Below are 20,699 nucleotides of genomic sequence, written 5' to 3' on the forward strand. Positions count from 1 at the left end.
CGACCAACCGATGAGGTGCGTGTGACGCAACCACGAGGCGCGGCCCAGCAGTGGCTCGACCGGATCTACGGCGGCGCGGCCGAGCCGACCCGGTACGCGCTGCTGGAGACCGACCGGGTCGCGGTCTTCGGCTGCCGGCTGCGCGACGAGTCGCAGCCGATGCTGGCGGCGGCCCTCGCCGTGCCGCTCAACGGCGACGCGCCCTACCCGCTGCCCAACGACCGGCCGTTCGCCGACCTGGGCGTCGGCGAGGACGCGGGCGACTGGCGCGCGCCGGTCGAGCGCGACTGGGTGTGGCGGGTCAACGCGCGCAACTGCGTGGTCGTGGTGGACGCGGTGGTCGACCGGTCGCCCGCCTCCACCCTGCCGTGGCAGCCGTGGGACGAGCGCCCGGGCTGGTGGGAGCGGTTGCGCGGGAACCACTTCCGGCGCTCCGAGGTCTCCGCCTGCCAGGACTGGTCGGAGGTGCTCGCGGCGGTGCGCGACGGCGGCCCGGACACCAGGGGCGTGGTGTGGGTGCGCCGCGAGCTGGCGGGCGTCGAGGTCACCGGGCACCTGCTCTACGCGCACAACGACGGCGGCCGGGTGGCCGTGCTGGACGGCCTGCACGGCGGCCCGGCCGACCTGGAGACCGCGACGGTGAAGGAACTGGTGCTGGCCCGCTTCCACCGGCCGCGCCCCGCGCCGGAACCCGGGGTCCGCACGCTGGACGAGGCCGTGCGCAGGGCTCGGCGACACCTGGCCGACGCCTACGGCGACCAGGTCGTGCTGGTCGACCCGGACCCGGCCGACGAACTCGACCGGGGGTGGTTGTTCGCCTGCACGACGCGCGACTACCTGGCCTCCGGCGACCCCCGCGACCAGATGCTGGACGCCGCGCTGGTGGTGCCCAAGGACGGCGCGCAGGTCCCGTTCGGCCTGCCCAACTCCGACCCGTGGCCGTGGCTGGAGCGCTGGGACGCGGGCGACGACGACCTGTCCGCGACGCCCGCGCCCGGCCCGGCCGCCTGGTTCGCGCCGACGACCGACCGGCTCGGCGAGGTGACCGGGGTCGGCGCGCACACCCGGTGGAGTGACGTCCTGGCGGAGTTCGGCGGTCTGCCGCCGGGCTCGGCGGGTCTGGTCTGGATCCGCCGGCGGGACCGCCGGGGCCGCGAGACGGTGGGCCTGGTGGTCAACGCGCGACGCGTCGAAGGCGGTCTGGAGCTGGTCGACGGGATGCGCGGGGAGCCCGTCGAACTCACCGAGGAGGGTGTCCTCGGCCTGTACGTGATCCACTACCGGTAGCGTTCCGCGTCTCATGTGGACGGCTCTCCGGACAGGTAGGGCACGTCACACCATCAGGTGAATTGATCCAGTGCACGGTGGATGTCTCGTCGCTCACAGACGGCGGCGGCCGTTGGGTCGCGCAGACCACCCGGGACTAGCATCCGGGGGTCAAGGTCCCCTTTACCACGGGGAGACCAGTCCACCACTGACGCTGGAGGCCGTTGCGCATGGCCGGCACCACCGCAACAGAGCGGTCGGGCACCTCCAAAGGAGGCGGCACGCTCTACCGTGGCGATCTGGGCATGTGGTCCTGGGTCGCCCACCGCATCACCGGTGTGTTGACGTTCTTCTTCCTGTTCGCGCACGTGCTGGACACCGCCCTGGTGCGGGTCTCGCCGGACGCGTACGACAAGGTCATCGAGACCTACAAGAACCCGATCGTCAACCTGTTCGAGGTCGGCCTGGTCGGCGCGGTGCTCTACCACGCGCTCAACGGCATCCGGGTGATGCTCGTCGACTTCTGGGCCAAGGGCCCGAAGTACCAGCGGCCGATGCTGTGGACGGTCCTCGTCGTGTGGGTGGCCGTGATGCTCCCGGGCGCCTATTTCATGATGGTCCGCACGGTGTCCGAGATGTTCGGGGGTCACTGACCATGAGTGAGACGACCCTGGCGAAGCCGCGCTCCCCGCGCCGCCCCGCCGCCCGGCGCAGCAACGGCGAGCTGTACAGCTGGCTGTTCATGCGCGTGTCCGGGATCGCGCTGGTCGTGCTGGTGCTCGGCCACCTGTTCATCATGAACATCCTCGACGGCGGCGTGCACCGGATCAACTTCGGTTTCGTGGCGGGCCGCTGGGCCTCGCCGTTCTGGCAGTTCTGGGACCTGGCGATGCTGTGGCTGGCGCAGATCCACGGCGGCAACGGCCTGCGCACCGTGATCAACGACTACGCCCGCAAGGACGCCACCCGGTTCTGGCTCAAGGTGCTGCTCTACGTGTCGATGGTGCTGATCATCGCCCTCGGCTCGTACGTGATCTTCACCTTCGACCCGAACATCACCTCCTGACCCGCCGCGGGGAGTCTTCGACATGCAGTTCCACAAGTACGACGTCGTGATCATCGGCGCGGGCGGCGCCGGCATGCGCGCGGCGATCGAGTCCGGCCAGCGCGCCCGCACGGCCGTGCTCACCAAGCTCTACCCCACGCGTTCCCACACGGGTGCCGCGCAGGGCGGCATGTGCGCCGCGCTGGCGAACGTGGAGGAGGACAACTGGGAGTGGCACACCTTCGACACGATCAAGGGCGGCGACTACCTGGTCGACCAGGACGCCGCCGAGATCATGGCGAAGGAGGCCATCGACGCGGTCCTCGACCTGGAGAAGATGGGCCTGCCGTTCAACCGCACGCCCGAGGGCAAGATCGACCAGCGGCGGTTCGGCGGCCACACCCGCAACCACGGCGAGGCCGCCGTGCGCCGGGCGTGCTACGCGGCCGACCGCACCGGCCACATGATCCTCCAGACGCTGTACCAGAACTGCGTCAAGCACGGCATCGAGTTCTTCAACGAGTTCTACGTGCTCGACATCTGCCTGACCGAGACCGAGGACGGCCCGGTCTGCACCGGCGCGGTCGCCTACGAACTCGCGACCGGTGAGATCCACGTCTTCCAGGCCAAGTCCGTGGTGTTCGCGACCGGCGGTTTCGGCAAGGTCTTCAAGACCACGTCCAACGCCCACACGCTGACCGGCGACGGCATGGGCATCGTGTTCCGCAAGGGGCTGCCGCTGGAGGACATGGAGTTCTACCAGTTCCACCCGACCGGTCTGGCGGGCCTGGGCATCCTGCTCACCGAGGGCGCGCGGGGCGAAGGCGCGATCCTGCGCAACGCGTCCGGCGAGCGGTTCATGGAGCGCTACGCCCCCACCATCAAGGACCTCGCGCCGCGCGACATCGTGGCCCGGTCGATGGCGCTGGAGGTGCTGGAAGGCCGCGGCGCGGGTCCGAACAAGGACTACGTGCTGCTGGACTGCACGCACCTGGGCGCCGAGGTGCTGGAGTCGAAGCTGCCCGACATCACCGAGTTCGCCCGCACGTACCTCGCGGTCGACCCGGTGAAGGAGCCGGTGCCGGTGTACCCGACCGCGCACTACGCGATGGGCGGCATCCCGACCAACATCCACGGCGAAGTGCTGCGGGACAACGACCACGTCATCCCCGGCCTGTACGCGGCCGGCGAGTGCGCGTGCGTCTCGGTGCACGGCGCGAACCGCCTGGGCACCAACTCGCTGCTGGACATCAACGTCTTCGGCCGGCGCGCGGGCATCGCCGCCGCCGACTACGCCAACGCGCACGAGCACGTGGAGCTGCCGGACAACCCGGCCGCCCAGGTCGAGGCGCAGGTGGCGCTGGCGCTGTCCGAGCACGGCCACGAGCGGGTCGCGGACATCCGCACCGAACTCCAGGCCACGATGGACGCGAACGCGTCGGTGTACCGCACCGAGGACACGCTCAAGTCCGCGCTGCACGACGTGCAGGCGCTCAAGGAGCGCTACCAGCGGATCACCGTGCAGGACAAGGGGAAGCGGTTCAACACCGACCTCCTGGAAGCCGTGGAGCTGGGTTTCCTGCTGGAGCTGGCCGAAGTCCTGGTCGTCGGCGCGCTGGCGCGCAAGGAGTCCCGGGGCGGTCACGCCCGCGAGGACTACCCGAACCGCGACGACACGAACTTCATGCGCCACAGCATGTACTACAAGCAGGGTGAGGGCCTGTCGGCGGACATCCGCCTGGACTACAAGCCCGTGACGTTCACCCGGTACCAGCCGATGGAGCGCAAGTACTGATGACCGCTACCGCTGAAGTGTCCACGGGCTCGCGCGGCTCCCAGCCCCCGGTCCCGGACGGCGCGATCACCGTCACCCTGAAGATCCGCCGGTTCAACCCGGAGTTCGACCACGAGCCGCGCTGGGACTCCTTCGAGATCCCGGCGCTCGCGACGGACCGCGTGCTGAACCTGCTGCACTACGTGAAGTGGTACCTCGACGGCACGCTGACGTTCCGCCGGTCGTGCGCGCACGGCATCTGCGGCTCGGACGCGATGCGCATCAACGGCGTGAACCGCCTGGCGTGCAAGGTGCTGCTCAAGGACCTGCTCGCGGGTGGCGGCAAGGCGACCACGATCACCATCGAGCCCATCAAGGGCCTGCCGGTGCACAAGGACCTGCTGGTCGACATGGAACCCTTCTTCGAGGCGTTCCGCGCGGTCAAGCCGTACCTGATCACCTACGGCAACGAGCCGACCCGCGAGCGGGTGCAGTCGGCGGCCGACCGCGAGCGGTTCGACGACACCACGAAGTGCATCCTGTGCGCCTGCTGCACCACGTCGTGCCCGGTGTACTGGACCGAGGGCTCCTACTTCGGCCCGGCGGCGATCGTGAACGCCCACCGCTTCATCTTCGACTCGCGCGACGAGGGCGCGGAGGAGCGGCTGGACATCCTCAACGACATCGACGGCGTGTGGCGCTGCCGGACGACGTTCAACTGCACGGACGCCTGCCCGCGCGGCATCCAGGTGACCAAGGCGATCCAGGAAGTGAAGCGCGCGCTGCTGTTCAAGCGCGTCTGAGCGGTACCGGGCGAGGAGGGGCGGAGCCGGCCGGTTCCGCCCCTCCTCCACGTCGCGGGCCCCTCAGCGGGGCCGGAGCACCAGGACCGGCCAGGCCCGACGCACGGCGATGTCCCCACGCCCGGCCACGTCCTCGCAGCCGACGAGGTCGTCGTGCCCGGTGCGGTGCTCCCGTTCCGGGAACAGGTGGGCGCACAGCGGCCGGCTCAAGCGCGGCAGCGGCCGGACGATCCGCATCGGGGGCCGGCCGCTCAGCCCGACTGCCGGGCCTGGGCGGCGGCCCGGGCGGCGCGCGCGGCCTTGGCCTTCTTGTTGCGCAGGTACATCACGAACGCCAGCACCAGGCCCAGTCCCGCGACGGCGGTGATCGGGCCGCCGACGTTGCCGAACGCCTTGGACATCGCGGTGTTCGCCGTGTTGTGCGACTCCGCGACCGGGCCCACGTTCGCGCTGGTCGGCGACGGCTTGGCGTCCTGGGTCTTCTTCTTGGCCTGCGGCGCGCCGTCGACCAGCCGGCCCACCGGCTCGCCGGCGGGCAGCTCGAAGCCGTAGTCCAGCAGCCGCGCGGCCTGGTCGGTGATCTTGGTCGGGGTCTGCTGCCCGCGCAGCAGCACCACGACGAGCCTGCGGCCGTTGCGCTCCGCCGCGCCCACGTAGGTGTTCTGGGCGTCGTCGGTGAAACCGGACCGGCCGCCCAGCGCGCCCTCGTAGGTGGTCAGCAGCTTGTTGTCGTTGATCACCGGCACGGTCCCGACGCCGTTGGGCGCGGGGAAGTCGATGCGCTGGGTGACCACGGCCTTGGCGAAGTCCGGGTACTTCATCGCGGCGCGGAAGATCAGCGCCACGTCGTAGGCGGAGGTGCTGGTGCCCGGCGCGTCCAGCCCGGACGGGGTGACCGCGCGGGTGTCCAGCGCGCCCAGCTCCATGGCCAGCGCGTTCATCTTGCGGATCGCGCTGGGCAGGCCGCCGAGCCGCCGGGCCAGGGCGTGCGCCACGTCGTTGCCCGAGGCCATGACCAGCGCCTGGAGCAGCTGCTCGACGGTGTACTCCGCGCCGTTGCGCAGGCCGATGCAGGTGCACTCCTGGGCGATGTCGTCGGCGTTGGCGGCGACCGTCGCGTCCGTCGGCAGCTCCTTGGCCACGACCATCGCCAGCAGCACCTTCATCACCGACGCCGGGCGCTGCCGGCCGTGCGGGTCGAAGCCCGCGAGGACCGCGCCCGAGTCGAGGTCGGCGAGCAGCCAGCTCTTGGCGGTGGTGCCCTCGGGCGGCTTCTGGGCGTTGGCGGGCAGCACGATGCCGCACTCGCCCATCCGCTCACCGCCGACCGGGTTCTCCGGTACCTCCAACGGGGGAGGCGGCTTGGTGCCGGGAGCCACCTGTTCGGAGGTATCGACCGCCGGGGGCGGTGACACCCGGTTGTCGCACGGGGCGGACTGCGCCTGTGCGGTCGAGGCGCCGAACACTGCGGTGGCCATCAGCGTGCAGGCAGCCAGCACCAGGGCAACGGGGCGTCGGGACGCGGAGGAACGCACCCGTCCAGGCTATCCACCCCGGTGAAGTGCTGCGCACCCGCCACGTCGGATACTGCCCCGGTGAAGCTCTCCCGAGGCATGTCCGTGTTCCTGCTGGCCTTCGGGGTGTGGTCCTGGGTGATCTGGCCGACCTTCCTGGGCAACATCTGGAAGGACCCCCGATCGTGGGACGCGGGCCCGACCGCGTTCTTCACCGTGCACCTGGTACTCGTCCTTGCTTCACTCACGTTCGGCACGGTCATCGGCGTGCTGGGCGTGCGCGGCCTCCGAGCCGGCCGCAAGTAACCCACCACACATTGGAGGCTCCGCCGTGGAGTTCGTGCGCCTGCTGCTGGTGTTCCTGCACCTGCTGGGCATGGGAATGCTCGTCGCCATGTTCTTCGTCCAGAACCGGACGGCGAAGGACGGACCGCTGAACAAGGGCTGGCTGCACGGTGCGGCGCTGCAACTGCTCACCGGTGTCGCCCTGGTCGGGCTCGCCCCGCTCACCGACAAGGACTACAACCACATCAAGGTCGGCGTGAAGCTGCTCGTGGTCGTGGTGATCGCGGGCCTGGTCGCGGTGAACCTGAACAAGCAGAAGATCGCGTCCTGGCTCACCCCGGCCCTCGCGGGCCTGGTCGTGCTCAACGTCGGCGTCGCCGTCTTCTGGACCTAGACCCGCGCCGGACTCACCTGCGCCGGAACAGCGCGCCCAGCAGCAGCCCCGCACCGACCAGACCGACGGCGGTGCGGGGGCTGGGCGCCCGGTGCACCTCGACCAGCGGTCGGATCACCGCCGGCGGCGGCGGTGCGGGCAGGTCCCTGAGCAGGTTCTCCGACGCGGTGGCCGTCCACGCCGTGATGAACAGCAGGAACTGCGCCACCAGGTTCGCGAACACCAGCACACCGATGACCGGGCCGAACGCGGCACCGGCCGGCGACGCGGTCACCGTGGACAGGTAGATCGTCCCGACCTGCTTGAGCACCTCGAACCCGATCGCGGCGGCGGCCGCGCCCTTGAGCGCGCTGCGCCACCCCACCGGCTTGCGCGGCAGCTTCGCCAGCACCCACAGGAACACCAGCCAGTTCGCCGCCAGCGCCAGCACGATCGTGGCCACCTTGAGCAGCGCCTCGGCCCACCACACGCCGTCCAGGCCGACGAACTCCAGCACCAGGTGCGCGAACCCGCTGCCCGCCGCCGTGAGGCCGAACGAGACGACCAGCGCCGCGCCCAGGCTCAGCAGCGCGAGCAGGTCCTTCAGGGCGGTCTTGAGGAACGGCAGGTCTTCCTTGGCGTGGCCCCACTGCGCGGTCAGCGCGTCGCGCAGGTTGCTCATCCAGCCGAGCCCGGAGTAGGCCGCGCCCAGCAGGCCGAACACACCGACCGTGCCCTTCGACGCGACGGCCTGGTTGACCACCTTGTTGATGGTCGAGCCGAGTTCGCCCGGCACCGCCTGGGCGATGCCGTTCTTGAGGTCGTCGAGCAGGGCGGGTTGCGAGGCCAGCACGAAACCGGCGATCGCGAAGCCGATCATCAGCATCGGCACCAGCGACAGCACGCTGAAGTAGGTGACGGCGGCGGCGTAGTGCGACCCGTACCGCTCGGTGTAGCGCTGGGCCGCGCGGAACAGGTGATCCAGCCAAGGGCGCTCGCGGCGCAGCCTGTCGAGCTTCGACTCTTCCGCCACGGTTGCACGGTAAGGCTTCGGATGATCACCCGCATCTCGAACGGGCGATCATCGGGCCGGTCAGCCCGCCAGGAACCCGATCCGGTCGTAGGCGCGGGCCAGCGTGCGGCCGGCCACGTCCCGGGCCCGCTCCGCGCCGCGCGCGAGGACCTTGTCCAGCTCGGGCAGGTCGGCCAGGTACTCCCGGACGCGCGCCTGCACCGGCGTGACGAAGTCGGTGTAGACCTCGCCGAGGTCCTTCTTCAGGTCGCCGTAGCCCTTGCCGTCGTAGGCGGCGACCAGGTCGTCCACCGTCCGGCCGGTCAGCGCGGAGTAGATCACCAGCAGGTTGCTCACGCCGGCCTTGTTCGCCGGGTCGTAGACGACCTCGCGACCGGTGTCGGTGACCGCGGAACGGATCTTCTTCGCGCCGCGCTTGGGGTCCTCCAGCAGCTCGACCACGCCGGTCGGCACCGACTTGCTCATCTTCGAGGTCGGGTCCTGGAGGTCGAAGATCTTGGCGGTGTCCTTGACGATGTACGCCTCGGGCAGCCGGAAGGTCTTGCCGTAGCGGGTGTTGAACCGCTGCGCGAGGTCGCGGGTCAGTTCGAGGTGCTGGCGCTGGTCCTCGCCGACCGGCACGTGGTGCGCCTGGTAGAGCAGGATGTCCGCGGCCTGCAGGATCGGGTAGGTGAACAGGCCGACGCCGACCTGCGCCTCCTGGCGGGCGGACTTGTCCTTGAACTGGGTCATCCGGGACGCCTCGCCGAACCCGGTGATGCACTGCATGACCCAGCCGAGCTGGGCGTGCTCGGGGACGTGGCTCTGCACGAACAGCGTGGCGTGCTCGGGGTCGATGCCCAGCGCGAGCAGCTGCGCGGCCGAGACCCGGGTGTTCTGGCGCAGCGTCTTCGGGTCCTGCTCGACGGTGATCGCGTGCAGGTCGACCACGCAGTAGAAGGCGTCGTGGGTCTCCTGGAGCGCCACCCACTGGCGGATCGCGCCGAGGTAGTTGCCGAGGTGGAACGACCCGGCGGTCGGCTGGATGCCGGACAGCACGCGCGGACGGCTCACCGGAGCGCTCGGACCGGCCTCGGGGGTGTTCTCAGCGGGGTTCTCAGGAGCCACCGCCTGATTCTCCCAGGGCCGTCCGAGGGCGCGGGACCGGGTTGGCACTCCGCGCGGACAGGGCTTGCGTGCGGCGAGACGCGCAACGCGTCACACGGCACCCGTAAGGCACCCCAAACGGCCGCGTACGCCCTCAGGGCGACACAGAGCCGCTGCGGAGCGTCAGGCGCGCGTGGCCTGGGCTGCCGGCTGCACGGCGGCCGCAGCGGGCAGCGCCACGCTCGGAGCCGCAGCGGGGACGACAGGCGGCACGACCGGCGTGACGAGTTCCTCGGACTTGTTGCGGACCACGACGCCCCGGCGACGGCGGACCAGGCCCGCGACCAGGCCGACCACCCCGAGCGCCACCGCGGCGATGCCGACCGGCGTGTTCACCGACGACGCGCCGAGGGCGGCCGTGCTCGTGCCCGCCATGGCGACACCCGCCGTGACCAGGGGCGACACCGTGCCCAGGACCACACCCAGTGCTGCACTTCGACCGCGCACCGACGAGCCTCCTCACCAACACCGCGTCACCACTACGGGTGAACCCTGTTGACGGACGGCCGCGAACCTACCGAAGCTGTGGGGCTCCGGCGTGGAGATGGGTCGAAAACACGGCCGGCGGCAGACTAACCACGCCACGGTCCGTGATCGTCCTCGGGGGCTCACCCGACGGGGTCGACTCGGCCATATGTCGTAGTGCGCTGACGGGCCGGCCGGCCGGCCAGCGCGGCGGTGTCGTGCAGCTGCCGGGCGGTCCGCGCGGAGCCGTGCTCCGAGCCCGCCATCCGGCTGATGGTCTCCTCCATCAGCGTGCCGCCCAGGTCGTTCGCCCCGCCCCGGAGCACCTCGGCGGTGCCCTCGTCGCCGAGCTTGACCCACGAGCACTGGATGTTGTCGACCCGCCCGTGCAGGGCGAGCCGGGCGAACGCGTGGATGGCCCGGTTGTCGCGCCGGGTCGGGCCGGGCCGGGCCACGCCCGCCAGGTAGATGGGCGCGTTGCGGTGCACGAACGGCAGCCCGACGAACTCGGTCAGCCCGCCGGTCCGGTCCTGGAGCCGCGCGAGGGCCCGGAAGTGGCCGAGCCAGTGGCCGGGGTGGTCGACGTGGCCGTACATCATCGTGGACGAGGACCGCAGGCCCACCTCGTGCGCGGTCGCGACGACCTCCAGCCAGGTGGCGGCGGGCAGCTTGCCCTTGGTGAGCACCCAGCGCACGTCGTCGTCGAGGATCTCGGCCGCCGTGCCCGGGATGGTGTCCAGACCGGCCTGCTTGAGGTCGGTGAGCCACTCCCGGACGCTCACGCCCGCCTTGGCCGCCGCGCTGACGATCTCCATCGGGCTGAACGCGTGGACGTGCATGCCGGGCACCCGGGTCTTGATCGCCCGCACCACGTCCGCGTAGTAGGTGACCGGCAGCTTCGGGTCGATGCCGCCCTGCATGCAGACCTCGGTCGCGCCCGCGTCCCACGCCTCCTGCGCGCGGTCGGCGACCTCGTCGATGCCCAGCCGGAACGCGTCGGCGTCGCGCTCGCGCTGGGCGAACGCGCAGAACCGGCAGCCCACGTAGCAGACGTTGGAGAAGTTGATGTTCCGGTTGACCACGTAGGTCACGTCGTCGCCCACGACCTCGCGGCGCAGGTCGTCGGCCAGCCGGGTCATCGTCTCCAGCGCCTCGCCGTCGGCGGTCAGCAGCGCCATGGCGGCGTCGGTGTCCTCCAGCAGCCGGGCCGGGTCGTCGGCGGCGAGCTTGAGCGCGCGGGCGGTGTCCTCGGGCAGCCGGGTCGCGGCCACCGGCACGCTCAGCGAGTCCCAGTCGCCGTAGACGGAGTCGAAGTCACCGCGCCGGTCCCCGGTGCGGCCCTCGGTGTCGATGGCGGTGTGCAGGTCGGCGCGGCCGTAGGTGTCCAGGCCGCCGTCGGGCTCCTGCCACTCCCGACCCACCACGGGCGCGTCCGGGTCGGCCAGGCCCTCGTCGGTCGCCAGCGCCGCGACGTGCCCGGTGAGCCGGGTGTCGATCCACTGGCCGGGCGCGGACCGGACGTAGCGCGGGTAGACCGCGAGGCGTTCCCGCAGGTCGAACCCGGCGGTCGCGGTGAGGTCGGCGAGCGTGTCGACGTGCGGCCACGGGCGTTCGGGGTTGACGTGGTCGGGCGTCACCGGGGACACGCCGCCCCAGTCGTCGATGCCCGCCCGCAGCATCAGCCCGAACTCGTCGCCCACCAGGTTCGGCGGGGCCTGGACGCTGGTGGAGGTCGGCATCACCAGCCGCGCCACGGCGATCGTGGCGGCCAGTTCGCGCAGGTCGGCGTCGGGCATCCCGCGCATCGCGGTGTCCGGCTTGGCCCGGAAGTTCTGGATGATGACTTCCTGGATGTGCCCGTACTGGCGGGCGATCCCGCGCATGGCCAGCAGCGACTCGGCGCGCTCGGTCACCGTCTCGCCGATGCCGATCAGGATGCCGGTGGTGAACGGGACGTTGACCCGGCCCGCGTCGGTGAGCACCCGCAGCCGCACGGCGGGGTCCTTGTCGGGGCTGCCGTAGTGCGGACCGCCCTTCTCGCTCCACAGCCGCTCGGCGGTGGTCTCCAGCATCATCCCCATGCTGGCCGCCACCGGCCGCAGCCGCTGGAGTTCCTCCCAGCTCAGCACGCCGGGGTTGAGGTGCGGCAGCAGGCCGGTCTCCTCCAGCACCGCGATCGCGCTGGCCCGGACGTAGTCCAGGGTCGAGTCGTAGCCGCGCGCCTCCAGCCACTCCCGGGCCTGCGGCCAGCGCTCCTCGGGCCGGTCGCCGAGCGTGAACAGGGCTTCCTTGCAGCCCTGCGCGGCGGCCCGGCGGGCGATGTCGAGGACCTCGTCGCGCTCCAGGAACGCGGCGGGCAGCCGGTGCGGGACGGTCGCGAACGTGCAGTAGTGGCAGCGGTCGCGGCACAGCCTGGTCAACGGGATGAACGCGTTGCGGCTGTAGGTCACGACGCCGGGGCGGCCCTCGGCGAGCAGGTGCGCGTCGCGCACCCGGCCCGCCGCCGCCAGCAGGGCGTCGAGGTCGTCGCCGCGGGCGTGCAGCAGCACGGACGCCTCGGTCACGTCCAGCACGGCGCCGTCGGCGGCCCGGCGCAGGGCGCGCCGCATCGCCGCCGGACTCGGGTGGGACTCGGGCGGGGTGATCGAGATGTCCACGGCCACGTCAACGACCCTAGGCGGCCAAAATTCCAGACCCGCCGCCGGGAGTGAGATGAGGCACGTTCAAGTGGCGTGGGTCTCCGCCCGCGCCGGTGGCCGGCGGCGCGGGCGGAGGCGGCTCACGCGGTGACCGGCGAACGCCCCGCGACCAGCAGTTCCGCGTTCCGGTCGGTCGGCGCGCCGACCGCGTTCAGGTTCGCGTGCGGGTCGTTGAACGCGAACTCGCGGGCCAGCGAGGCCAGCCCGCGCGGCGTGGCGTCGTCGTAGTCCGCCGCGTAGGGCGCGTCGCCCTCGACCAGGGTGGTGAAGATCGACAGCGTGCCGTCGCCGTTGTCCACCAGTTCGATGACCCGGGCGTGCTGCGGGTGGTCGACGTGCGCGGCGGTGTTGATCTCCCAGAACGCCCGGTCGCCGGTGCCGTGCGGGACGATCCGGTTCTCGTGGGTGTGCCCGTTGACCCAGGCGACCACGTTCGGGAAGCGCTGGAGCAGGCCGACCAGGGCGTTGCCGTCGAGCCGGGGGTCCAGCGGGCGGCGGCGGTCGGGCAGCACGTTGCCCATGGTCCAGCTGGTGTGGTGGCTGAACAGGACGAACAGCTCGTCGGTGACCGACTGGGTGCGCTTGAGGCCGAGCCCGTCGTAGTAGCGGGAGCTGTTGCGGCGCAGCACCTTCTCCAGCCAGAGGTACTGGTGCAGGCCGATCGAGCCGTCCGCGAAGCCGGCGGTGGTCGTGGTGTCCAGGCTGATGCCGGTGACGCCGGGCGCGATCCGGAAGGTGTAGAAGACGTCCACGCCGTCGGCGTTGTCCGGGGTGAACCCGTGGCCGACCGGGCCGGGGCCGGTGTTGCGCGGGTCGAGGTGGGCGCGGACGAACTCGGCGGTGCCGAACGGCCGGCGGCGCGGGTCGGCGGTGACCGTGCGGACCAGGCCCCGGTTGGCGGCCAGCACCACCGCCGCGTCGGCCGCGTGGGCGGGTTCGGTCATCGCGCGGGCGATCCGGGCGGAGTCGTCCCGGGCGAAGCCCATGACCTTGCGGCTGCCGGTGTAGAGGGCGTCGATGAACGGGATGCCGTCCGGGAGCGAGCCGACCACGCTGTCGTCGTGGTTGCCGAACGTGCAGTACCACGGGATGCGCAGGCCGGGGCTGTCGAACGGGCGGATCACCGCGTCCAGCAGGGTGGGCACCAGCGGGAAGCCCTTGGCCTTGTAGTCGTCGGCGAGGGTGCTGCCGGGGTTCCAGTAGGACGTCACGCCGGAGTTCTGCACGCCCTCGTAGCGGGCCGGGTCGCCGGTGTTGGCGGTGATCCGGCCGCCGTTGAGGACGGTGAGGAACCAGTCGAGTTCGACCTGCTCGTGGTTGTCGGTGTTGTCGCCGGTGGTCATCATGAAGTCGATCGGGCGGCCGGTGAACGGGCCGCCGGGGAGCGCGTTGACCTTGCGCACCAGCGCGGTCGACGTGTGCTGGGCGAGGGTCTCGTGCGCCCGGAACGCGCCGGCGCCCAGCAGCGGGTGGGTGTACTCGAAGCGCGCGGGGCTCTGGGTGTCCACCATGTGCATGTCGGTGAACTGGACGAAGCAGGCCAGCGGGCGGCGGTGGTCGAGCCGGGCCGCGCCGGGCGTGGCGAGGTCGCCGCGCACGACCAGCGGCCACCCGGGTCCGGCGGCCAGCCTGCGGTACCCGGCCTGGCCGACCGGCGTGGCCGCGCTGTCCAGCGTGGTGCCCGTCGCGGTCGCCGCAGTCCCAGCCGTCGCCGTCGTCGCGGAGGCGGGTGGCCCGCCCCAGAGGACGGCCGCGCCGGTGACCCCGGCCGCTTGGAGGAATCCCCGTCGGTTCAGCGCCATTCGACACTCCCCTCACCCGGATATTTGGTGAAAGAATTTCACGATTGGTGACCGGGGTCACCAACACGACGTGAAATGCGGCCGAACGAGCGACGACGTCACCACCCCTCGATCACCCGCGCCGGTGCACGTCCAGTTCGAGTTCCACGAACGCCCCGATCATCGCCCGCCACACGGCCTCCGCGACCACCGGCGACAGGCCGGCGTCGACGGCCCGCCGCCTGACCCCGGCCACCACCCGCTCGACCCGATCGGGCGCGCGCACGGCCTGCTCGTCCCCCTTGAACCCGGCAGCCGCCTCCACCAGCCGCTGCCGCTGGGCCAGCAATCGCACCAGTTCGCCGTCCAACGAGTCGATCCGCGCCCGGACCTCGTCCAGCGACCGGGGCTCAGCCGCAGTCATTGCAGCACCGCGTCGCCACGAGCCCCGGCTTCGCCCCACCGGTGGCCGCCACCGCCACCCCGTTCCCGATCCGCTCCCACGCACCGGGGTCGCCGACGATCTCGGCCCAGTTCTTCACGAAGTCGGCGGGGTCGTTGTGCCGGCAGCCGGGCAGGTGCGCGACCTTGGACGGGCTGATCAGGATCAGGTCGTGCAGGTTCTCGCGCAGCGCCGCGGTGGTCCGGGTGTGCTCGCACTGCCCGACCAGCAAGTCGCACTTGGCGCAGCGGTCGTCGTCGGTCATCGCGCTCCATCCGTCAGCCGAAGTGGTGGCCGACGCGAAACCTATCGGTGCCGACACCGCTCACTACGCCGAACGGCCAGTCCCGGTGCACGACGTCACGCACCCCCCCAGGTAGTCGATCCGCCGGCGGATGCGCGTTGTCGAACCCATCAGCCACCCGCCCGATCGAGCAACCGGCGAAGCACCTGGTCCAACGCGGGCACCTTGTCCACAAGCGTCTGCCAGACCAAAGCGTCATCGACCGAGGCATACCCGTGGATCAGGATGTTGCGGAACGCGACGATCCGGTTGACGTCCGGGATGGCCGACGCGAGTTCGGCATCGACCTTGCGGAGCTGGTTCAGGCCTCACCGATGATTTCGAACTGCCGCTCGACCGCCGACCTCAGCATGGCGTCCGCCTCGTAGTCCGCGAACGACTTACCGGCACTGAACTGGCGCAGCAGGTCAACGGCCCGCAATGCGTCCCAGAGGTAGGCGCGGGGATCAGGCCGCATACAGCTGTTCCTTGGTTTCCATCACGCGCTGCCGGAAGTACGGGTTGCGGATGCTGGAACCGCTCACAAGATCGACCGGACGTCCGAAGATCCGCTCAAGCCCTTCCTTCAGGGCGAAGTAGCTGCCGAAGTAGTCGAAGCCCGGACCGGCGTCGAACTCCACGAGCACGTCCACGTCACTGGACACCACGTCGAACGAGTCACCGACAGCGGACCCGAACACGTCGAGCCGACGGACGCCCACCACGCGGCACAGCTCCTCGACCTCGGACCGCTTGGCCGCGATGACCTCGTGCACGGACGTCACCTCCCACTCACGATTGTGCCCGATCTCAGGCCCTCGGCCAGTCAAAACTCACCGTGACCGGCGCGTGGTCCGACCAGCGCTCGGCGTAGGTGGCCGCACGTTCGACCACCGCGCTGGTCGCCGACGCCGCCAGCCCCTCCGTCACCACCTGGTAGTCGATCCGCCAGCCGGAGTCGTTGTCGAACGCCTTGCCCCGGTACGACCACCACGAGTACGGCCCCGCCACGTCCGGGTGCAGGGCGCGCACCACGTCCACGTACCCGGACGAGAACACGCTGGACAACCACTCCCGCTCCGACGGCAGGAACCCCGACGACTTGAGGTTCGCCTTCCACGCCTTCAGGTCGGCCTCGCGGTGCGCGATGTTCCAGTCGCCGCACACCACGACCTCGCGCCCGTCCGCCGCCGCCTTCTCCCGCAGCTCCACCAGGTACGGCAGGAACCCCGCCATGAACCGGTCCTTCTCGTCCTGGCGCGGGGTGCCCACGTCACCGCTGGGCACGTACACGCTGGCCACCACGACGGTCGGCAGCTCGACCTCCACGTACCGCCCGGACAGCTCGAACTCCGGCACGCCGAACCCGACCCGGACCGCCTCGGGCCGCTCGCGGGTCAGCACGGCGACCCCGTTGCGCCCCTTCAGCTCCGAGTGCGCCTGGGCCATGTGCCACCCGGCGGGCGAGCGCACCTCGGCGGTGAGCTGGTCCGGTTCCGCGCGGACCTCCTGGATGCACACCACGTCCGCCGACGTCGCGGCCAGCCACTCCAGGTAGCCCTTCTTGGCGGCGGCGCGCAGGCCGTTCACGTTCACGGTCGACACGGTGAGCACAGCCGAACAGCCTAGTCGCGCGGGGCGAGCGCCCAGCCGTGCGGGTAGTCCGCGCCGCAGCCCGTGCACGTCGCCACCAGCCCGAGTTGCAGCACCAGGAAGCTGGACCCGCCCGGCGACGGCACGCCGCGCATCTCGTGCCCGTCCAGCTCGGACCGCAGACCGGGCCACTCGGGCGCGCACGCGCACGTGGACACCGCGCCGCGCCGGGAGGAACGCCACCTCAGGAACATGCCACCATCACACCACCGACGGCACACGCCGGACATACCGGACCCGGCACGGCGAGTCGGGCCACTTGGTGTGCATCCCCGGCACCGGCCGCGGATCGGGGTCGAGGAGCCGGAAGTCGTAGTGCCGCAAGAGGGTCGCGACGATCAGCTTCATCTCCAGGTAGGCGAAGTGCACGCCGGTGCAGCGGTGCAGGCCGCCACCGAAGCCGATCAGCGCCTGGCGCTCCAGCCTGCCCTCCCGGCCCTCGGTGTACCGGTCGGGCCAGAACTCGTCCGGGCGCGCGTGCTCCTCGGGCAGCCGGTGCGACACCGACGGCGCGGCGATCACCATCGTGCCCTCGGGGATCTCGTGGCCGTCCAGCTCGATCGGTTCGGCCGCCTGGCGCACGAGCAGGTGCGCGACCGGGTGCAGGCGTTCCGTCTCGTGCAGGCAGTTGTCCAGGTGCGCCAACGCCTTCACGCCCGCGAGGTCGAGTCCGCCGGTCTCCGCGCGGACCCGGTCGACGTGCTCGGGGTGGGTCAGCAGGTCGACCAGCGCCCACGAGATGTGCCCGGTGGTGGTCTCGTGGCCGGCCCACGTGAACAGCAGGATCATGTTGACCAGCACCGGGTCCGGCACCTTCGTGCCGTCCGGGTAGACCGCCTCGGCCAGCGTCTGGAGGAAGTCCGGCGGCGTCACCGGACGTTCCCGGCGTTCCCGGATCATGCCGCCGAGCGCGACCCGCAGCCGGTCGCGGGCGCGGTTGCTGCGCACCACGGAGGGCAGCGGGATGCGTTGCGGCGCGGCGGGGTTCATGCCGGCGGAGAAGCGGCGGAACTCGGCGAAGAAGTCTCGGCCCATCCGCGCGCCGAAGTCCTCGCCGAGGAAGCAGCGGGCGGCGATGCGCATCACCAGCGGGCCGAGTTCGGCGGTCAGGTCGAACTCGCCGGCGTCGCCGAGGTGGTCGACGAACGCGGCGGTCTCCTCGCGCATCGCCTCGACGTAGCCGTCGAGCTGCCGGCCCTGGAAGCGCGGCACGACGATCTCGCGCTGCCGCCGGTACTCGTCCATCCCGGCGAAGAAGTAGAACTCGGGCGAGAACATCCGCTCGAAGAACGGGTAGGCGGTCCGGATCGACAGCTTGCGGTCCGTCTCGCCGAAGAAGAACCGGTTGCGCTCCGTGCCGAGCAGCACGACCGCGCGCTTGCCGGGCAGGCGCAGCGAGAACACGTCCCCGACTTCCCGGTGGCCGCGCCCGACCAGCTCGACCGGCTTGCGGATGAACTCAACCAGGTGCCCCAGCACGGGTAACGCGCCGGACACCTGCGGAGGGTAGCGGCCCATGTCACCCAACGTGCCACCGCCGGGCGGGTCGGGACACCGCTCCCTGAGCGACTTTCACGTCTTACCCGCAGTTACTGTCCGACGTCGGCGCGACGAAGTCGTTGTTCACCCACCGCCCGTCGGCCAGCAGCCGGAACCCGTTCTCCACCCTGCGCTCGGCCTTCACCACCGAGTCGCGCTGCATGGTCGACACGATCGGCTGGGTGTCGGCCGGCCCGGACCGGACGTTGAGGATGTCGGCGGTCACCGAGACCTTGCACTCGGCCGCCGCCTTCTCCGACCCCATCGGCTTGCCGCCGTTGGTCACCCACATCACCCCCGCGGCACCCAGCACCCCGATCACGATCAACCCGCGCGTAGGAATCCCGAACATCGCCACGCCCTCCCGAACACCGGTCCTGAAGTGCAGATATAGCCGATGACGGGCCGCGCCGAACGTTCCCGGGCCGAATCCACCCGGCAGGGGAACCGATGGGGTGACCGCGACCGCCCGCGGCGACCGGCGGTCATTCGAGTTCGGGCGGATCGCCCTGGAGTATCCGCAGCACGTCGCGCGCGTGCTCGCGCTCGGCCTTGGTGCGGGCCCGCAGCGCCTCCCGGGTCGCCCGGCGCCGGTCCAGCGCGAGGGCGAGCCTCGGCAACGCCTGGACCAGCACCTTCACCTGCCACAGGCCGACCAGCAGGACCAGCGTGACGAACGCCTTGGACTCGATGAGCGCGAGCAGGACTTCCGGGGACATGCGGGGCTCCCGACCGGGCAGGGCGGGAGCGCACGGCTACCCGCGGACGACCATGGCTGAGGTCATCCGCGCGACGTCGGGGCCACGCGTCACGTGGCTGGTGGAGACGAGCACCCGACCCGGCGGCCGGGTCGTGCGGACCCCGGCGACGGGCCGCCGGAACCAGCTCTGGAACAGCGCGCCGGACAGGTACTCCCGCACCCGCCGGGACAGGTCGGTGAGCCGTTGCAGCAGCTTGACCAACGCCTCCCGCGCCTTGCCCAGCGGTGTCGTGGACAGCGCGCGCAGGTCGCGCAGGCGAGCTGTGGACTCGGGCCGGGCGACGTAGAGCGCGGCGACCAGGTCGAGGTGCTGGATCGCCTCGTCCAGGTCGGTGCGGTGCATGCGCAGCACGGCGCGGTAGTGCTCCCGGACCTCCGGGGCGACCGCCGTCGCGGGCATGTACCGGGTGGTGAAGCGGCGCAGCCAGCGCGACACCCGGCCCGGAGGCCGTGCGGAGTGGTCGGCGACGCGCACACGTCCATGCTAGGCGCGAAAACGCCGGAGGGGACCGCCGAAAGCGGTCCCCTCCGCACGCGTCCGGTCGGGCTCAGCCGGCCATCTTCTTCTGCAGGTTCTCGTCCAGCGTGCCGAGGAAGTCCTCGGTGGTCTGCCACTCCTGGTCCGGGCCCACCAGCAGGGCCAGGTCCTTGGTCATCCGGCCGCTCTCGACGGTCGAGATGACGACCTGCTCCAGGGTCTCGGCGAAGCCGGTGACCTCGGGGGTGCCGTCCAGCTTGCCGCGGTGCTTGAGGCCGCCGGTCCACGCGTAGATCGAGGCGATCGGGTTCGTGGAGGTCGGCTTGCCGGCCTGGTGCTGGCGGAAGTGCCGGGTCACCGTGCCGTGCGCCGCCTCGGCCTCGACCGTCCGGCCGTCCGGCGTCATCAGCACCGACGTCATCAGGCCCAGCGAGCCGAAGCCCTGCGCCACGGTGTCGGACTGCACGTCACCGTCGTAGTTCTTGCAGGCCCAGACGTAGCCGCCCTCCCACTTGAGCGCCGCGGCGACCATGTCGTCGATCAGGCGGTGCTCGTAGGTGAGGCCGGCGGCGGCGAACTTGTCCTTGAACTCGGACTCGAAGACCGCCTGGAAGATGTCCTTGAACGCACCGTCGTACGCCTTCAGGATCGTGTTCTTCGTCGACATGTACACCGGGTAGTTCCGCTGCAACCCGTAGGCGAACGAGGCGCGCGCGAAGTCCTCGATGGACTTGTTGAAGTTGTACATGCCCATCGCCACGCCGCCGTCGGGGCCGTAGTTGGCCACGACGTGCTTGATCGGCTCGGAGCCGTCCTCGGGCGTGAAGGTGATGGTCAGCTCACCCGCGCCGGGCACCTTGAAGTTGGTGGCCTTGTACTGGTCGCCGTGGGCGTGACGGCCGATGATGATCGGCTTGGTCCAGCCCGGCACCAGCCGCGGGATGTTGGAGATGATGATCGGCTCGCGGAACACCACGCCGCCGAGGATGTTGCGGATCGTGCCGTTCGGCGAGACCCACATCTTCTTGAGGCCGAACTCCTCGACCCGCGCCTCGTCCGGCGTGATGGTGGCGCACTTGACGCCCACGCCGTGCTTCTTGATGGCGTTCGCCGAGTCGATGGTGACCTGGTCGTCCGTGGCGTCCCGGTGCTCGATGCCCAGGTCGTAGTACTCCAGGTCGACGTCCAGGTACGGGTGGATCAGCTTGTCCTTGATGAACTGCCAGATGATTCGGGTCATCTCGTCGCCGTCGAGTTCGACGACGGTCCCCTGAACCTTGATCTTGCCCATACTCAGGGCGCTCCTCTCGCGACAGTGCAAGCAAGACAAGCGTACTGCTATGTCCGGCTCGGGGTGTGG

Annotated in this window: 26 protein-coding genes; 7 read left to right on the forward strand and 19 right to left on the reverse strand. The window is 71.0% G+C overall.

The features are described 5' to 3' along the window. Positions 1-21 precede the first annotated feature (21 nt). The 5 genes from AC0HI0_RS30755 (at position 22) to AC0HI0_RS30775 (ending at position 4,888) form a co-directional block, all read left to right on the forward strand. Positions 22-1,287: a toxin glutamine deamidase domain-containing protein gene (locus tag AC0HI0_RS30755; protein WP_480926997.1), complete on the forward strand. Its 1,266-nt coding sequence runs from the start codon at positions 22-24 to the stop codon at positions 1,285-1,287. Between the two features lie 209 nt (positions 1,288-1,496). Next, a complete protein-coding gene (gene sdhC, locus AC0HI0_RS30760) occupies positions 1,497-1,919 on the forward strand; it encodes a succinate dehydrogenase, cytochrome b556 subunit (RefSeq protein WP_480926998.1) in 423 nt (140 codons plus the stop codon). A 2-nt stretch (positions 1,920-1,921) separates the two neighbouring features. Then, complete coding sequence (locus AC0HI0_RS30765; RefSeq protein WP_480926999.1) at positions 1,922-2,332, forward strand: succinate dehydrogenase hydrophobic membrane anchor subunit; 411 nt, start codon at positions 1,922-1,924, stop codon at positions 2,330-2,332. 22 nt (positions 2,333-2,354) lie between these two features. Next, positions 2,355-4,106, forward strand: coding sequence for a succinate dehydrogenase flavoprotein subunit (gene sdhA / locus AC0HI0_RS30770; protein ID WP_480927000.1), 1,752 nt, complete (start codon positions 2,355-2,357; stop codon positions 4,104-4,106). Further along, positions 4,106-4,888, forward strand: coding sequence for a succinate dehydrogenase iron-sulfur subunit (locus AC0HI0_RS30775; protein ID WP_480927001.1), 783 nt, complete (start codon positions 4,106-4,108; stop codon positions 4,886-4,888). Before sdhA ends, AC0HI0_RS30775 begins: the two co-directional genes overlap by 1 nt. Before the next feature lie 63 nt (positions 4,889-4,951). Here the strand turns inward: AC0HI0_RS30775 and AC0HI0_RS30780 are convergent, their stop codons facing one another. Continuing rightward, positions 4,952-5,125: a hypothetical protein gene (locus AC0HI0_RS30780; protein WP_480927002.1), complete on the reverse strand. Its 174-nt coding sequence runs from the start codon at positions 5,123-5,125 to the stop codon at positions 4,952-4,954. 14 nt (positions 5,126-5,139) lie between these two features. Further along, a complete protein-coding gene (locus AC0HI0_RS30785; RefSeq protein WP_480927003.1) occupies positions 5,140-6,423 on the reverse strand; it encodes a D-alanyl-D-alanine carboxypeptidase family protein in 1,284 nt (427 codons plus the stop codon). A gap of 60 nt (positions 6,424-6,483) precedes the next feature. On the opposite strand from AC0HI0_RS30785, the gene AC0HI0_RS30790 reads away from it, so the two are divergent. Continuing rightward, positions 6,484-6,708, forward strand: a complete 225-nt coding sequence (locus AC0HI0_RS30790; protein ID WP_480927004.1) for an SCO4848 family membrane protein — start codon at positions 6,484-6,486, stop codon at positions 6,706-6,708. 25 nt (positions 6,709-6,733) lie between these two features. Further along, entirely contained in the window at positions 6,734-7,081 is a 348-nt protein-coding gene (locus tag AC0HI0_RS30795) for a hypothetical protein (RefSeq protein WP_480927005.1), read from the forward strand. A gap of 13 nt (positions 7,082-7,094) precedes the next feature. Here AC0HI0_RS30795 and yhjD read toward each other — a convergent pair whose 3' ends face one another. From yhjD to AC0HI0_RS30880, 17 genes are all read right to left on the reverse strand, one after another. Then, a complete protein-coding gene (gene yhjD / locus AC0HI0_RS30800) occupies positions 7,095-8,093 on the reverse strand; it encodes an inner membrane protein YhjD (protein ID WP_480927006.1) in 999 nt (332 codons plus the stop codon). A gap of 60 nt (positions 8,094-8,153) precedes the next feature. Then, a complete protein-coding gene (trpS, locus tag AC0HI0_RS30805; RefSeq protein ID WP_480927007.1) occupies positions 8,154-9,200 on the reverse strand; it encodes a tryptophan--tRNA ligase in 1,047 nt (348 codons plus the stop codon). Between the two features lie 162 nt (positions 9,201-9,362). Next, the gene (locus AC0HI0_RS30810) at positions 9,363-9,686 is read right to left on the reverse strand and encodes a hypothetical protein (RefSeq protein WP_480927008.1); all 324 of its coding nucleotides are present in this window, start codon (positions 9,684-9,686) and stop codon (positions 9,363-9,365) included. Positions 9,687-9,847: 161 nt separating this feature from the next. Further along, the gene (locus AC0HI0_RS30815) at positions 9,848-12,367 is read right to left on the reverse strand and encodes a bifunctional FO biosynthesis protein CofGH (protein ID WP_480927009.1); all 2,520 of its coding nucleotides are present in this window, start codon (positions 12,365-12,367) and stop codon (positions 9,848-9,850) included. Between the two features lie 116 nt (positions 12,368-12,483). After that, a complete protein-coding gene (locus tag AC0HI0_RS30820; protein ID WP_480927010.1) occupies positions 12,484-14,205 on the reverse strand; it encodes a TIGR03767 family metallophosphoesterase in 1,722 nt (573 codons plus the stop codon). Between the two features lie 112 nt (positions 14,206-14,317). Next, on the reverse strand, positions 14,318-14,608 hold the full coding sequence (locus AC0HI0_RS30825; protein ID WP_480927011.1) for a chorismate mutase: 291 nt from the start codon (positions 14,606-14,608) through the stop codon (positions 14,318-14,320). Then, positions 14,595-14,891 (reverse strand): hypothetical protein, encoded by a 297-nt coding sequence (locus AC0HI0_RS30830; protein WP_480927012.1) that lies wholly within the window; start codon positions 14,889-14,891, stop codon positions 14,595-14,597. Before AC0HI0_RS30830 ends, AC0HI0_RS30825 begins: the two co-directional genes overlap by 14 nt. 149 nt (positions 14,892-15,040) lie before the next feature. Continuing rightward, positions 15,041-15,235, reverse strand: coding sequence for a HepT-like ribonuclease domain-containing protein (locus AC0HI0_RS30835; RefSeq protein WP_480934428.1), 195 nt, complete (start codon positions 15,233-15,235; stop codon positions 15,041-15,043). Then, complete coding sequence (locus tag AC0HI0_RS30840) at positions 15,232-15,387, reverse strand: HepT-like ribonuclease domain-containing protein (RefSeq protein WP_480927013.1); 156 nt, start codon at positions 15,385-15,387, stop codon at positions 15,232-15,234. The genes AC0HI0_RS30835 and AC0HI0_RS30840 overlap by 4 nt, the downstream gene beginning before the upstream one ends. Continuing rightward, the gene (locus AC0HI0_RS30845) at positions 15,377-15,685 is read right to left on the reverse strand and encodes a nucleotidyltransferase family protein (RefSeq protein ID WP_480927014.1); all 309 of its coding nucleotides are present in this window, start codon (positions 15,683-15,685) and stop codon (positions 15,377-15,379) included. The genes AC0HI0_RS30840 and AC0HI0_RS30845 overlap by 11 nt, the downstream gene beginning before the upstream one ends. A 34-nt stretch (positions 15,686-15,719) precedes the next feature. Continuing rightward, entirely contained in the window at positions 15,720-16,523 is an 804-nt protein-coding gene (locus tag AC0HI0_RS30850) for an exodeoxyribonuclease III (protein WP_480927015.1), read from the reverse strand. 11 nt (positions 16,524-16,534) lie between these two features. Continuing rightward, on the reverse strand, positions 16,535-16,756 hold the full coding sequence (locus AC0HI0_RS30855) for a hypothetical protein (RefSeq protein ID WP_480927016.1): 222 nt from the start codon (positions 16,754-16,756) through the stop codon (positions 16,535-16,537). 7 nt (positions 16,757-16,763) lie between these two features. Beyond that, positions 16,764-18,080 carry a cytochrome P450 gene (locus tag AC0HI0_RS30860; protein WP_480927017.1) on the reverse strand — a complete coding sequence of 439 codons (1,317 nt, stop codon included), beginning with the start codon at positions 18,078-18,080 and terminating at the stop codon, positions 16,764-16,766. Between the two features lie 61 nt (positions 18,081-18,141). Beyond that, positions 18,142-18,453 (reverse strand): SH3 domain-containing protein, encoded by a 312-nt coding sequence (locus AC0HI0_RS30865; RefSeq protein ID WP_480927018.1) that lies wholly within the window; start codon positions 18,451-18,453, stop codon positions 18,142-18,144. 133 nt (positions 18,454-18,586) lie between these two features. Beyond that, on the reverse strand, positions 18,587-18,820 hold the full coding sequence (locus AC0HI0_RS30870) for a hypothetical protein (RefSeq protein ID WP_480927019.1): 234 nt from the start codon (positions 18,818-18,820) through the stop codon (positions 18,587-18,589). A gap of 36 nt (positions 18,821-18,856) precedes the next feature. Continuing rightward, positions 18,857-19,336 carry a hypothetical protein gene (locus AC0HI0_RS30875; RefSeq protein WP_480927020.1) on the reverse strand — a complete coding sequence of 160 codons (480 nt, stop codon included), beginning with the start codon at positions 19,334-19,336 and terminating at the stop codon, positions 18,857-18,859. A gap of 73 nt (positions 19,337-19,409) precedes the next feature. Then, positions 19,410-20,630 (reverse strand): NADP-dependent isocitrate dehydrogenase, encoded by a 1,221-nt coding sequence (locus AC0HI0_RS30880; protein WP_480927021.1) that lies wholly within the window; start codon positions 20,628-20,630, stop codon positions 19,410-19,412. Between the last annotated feature and the right edge of the window lie 69 nt (positions 20,631-20,699).

The organism is Saccharothrix sp. NBAS 001, assembly GCF_056640475.1.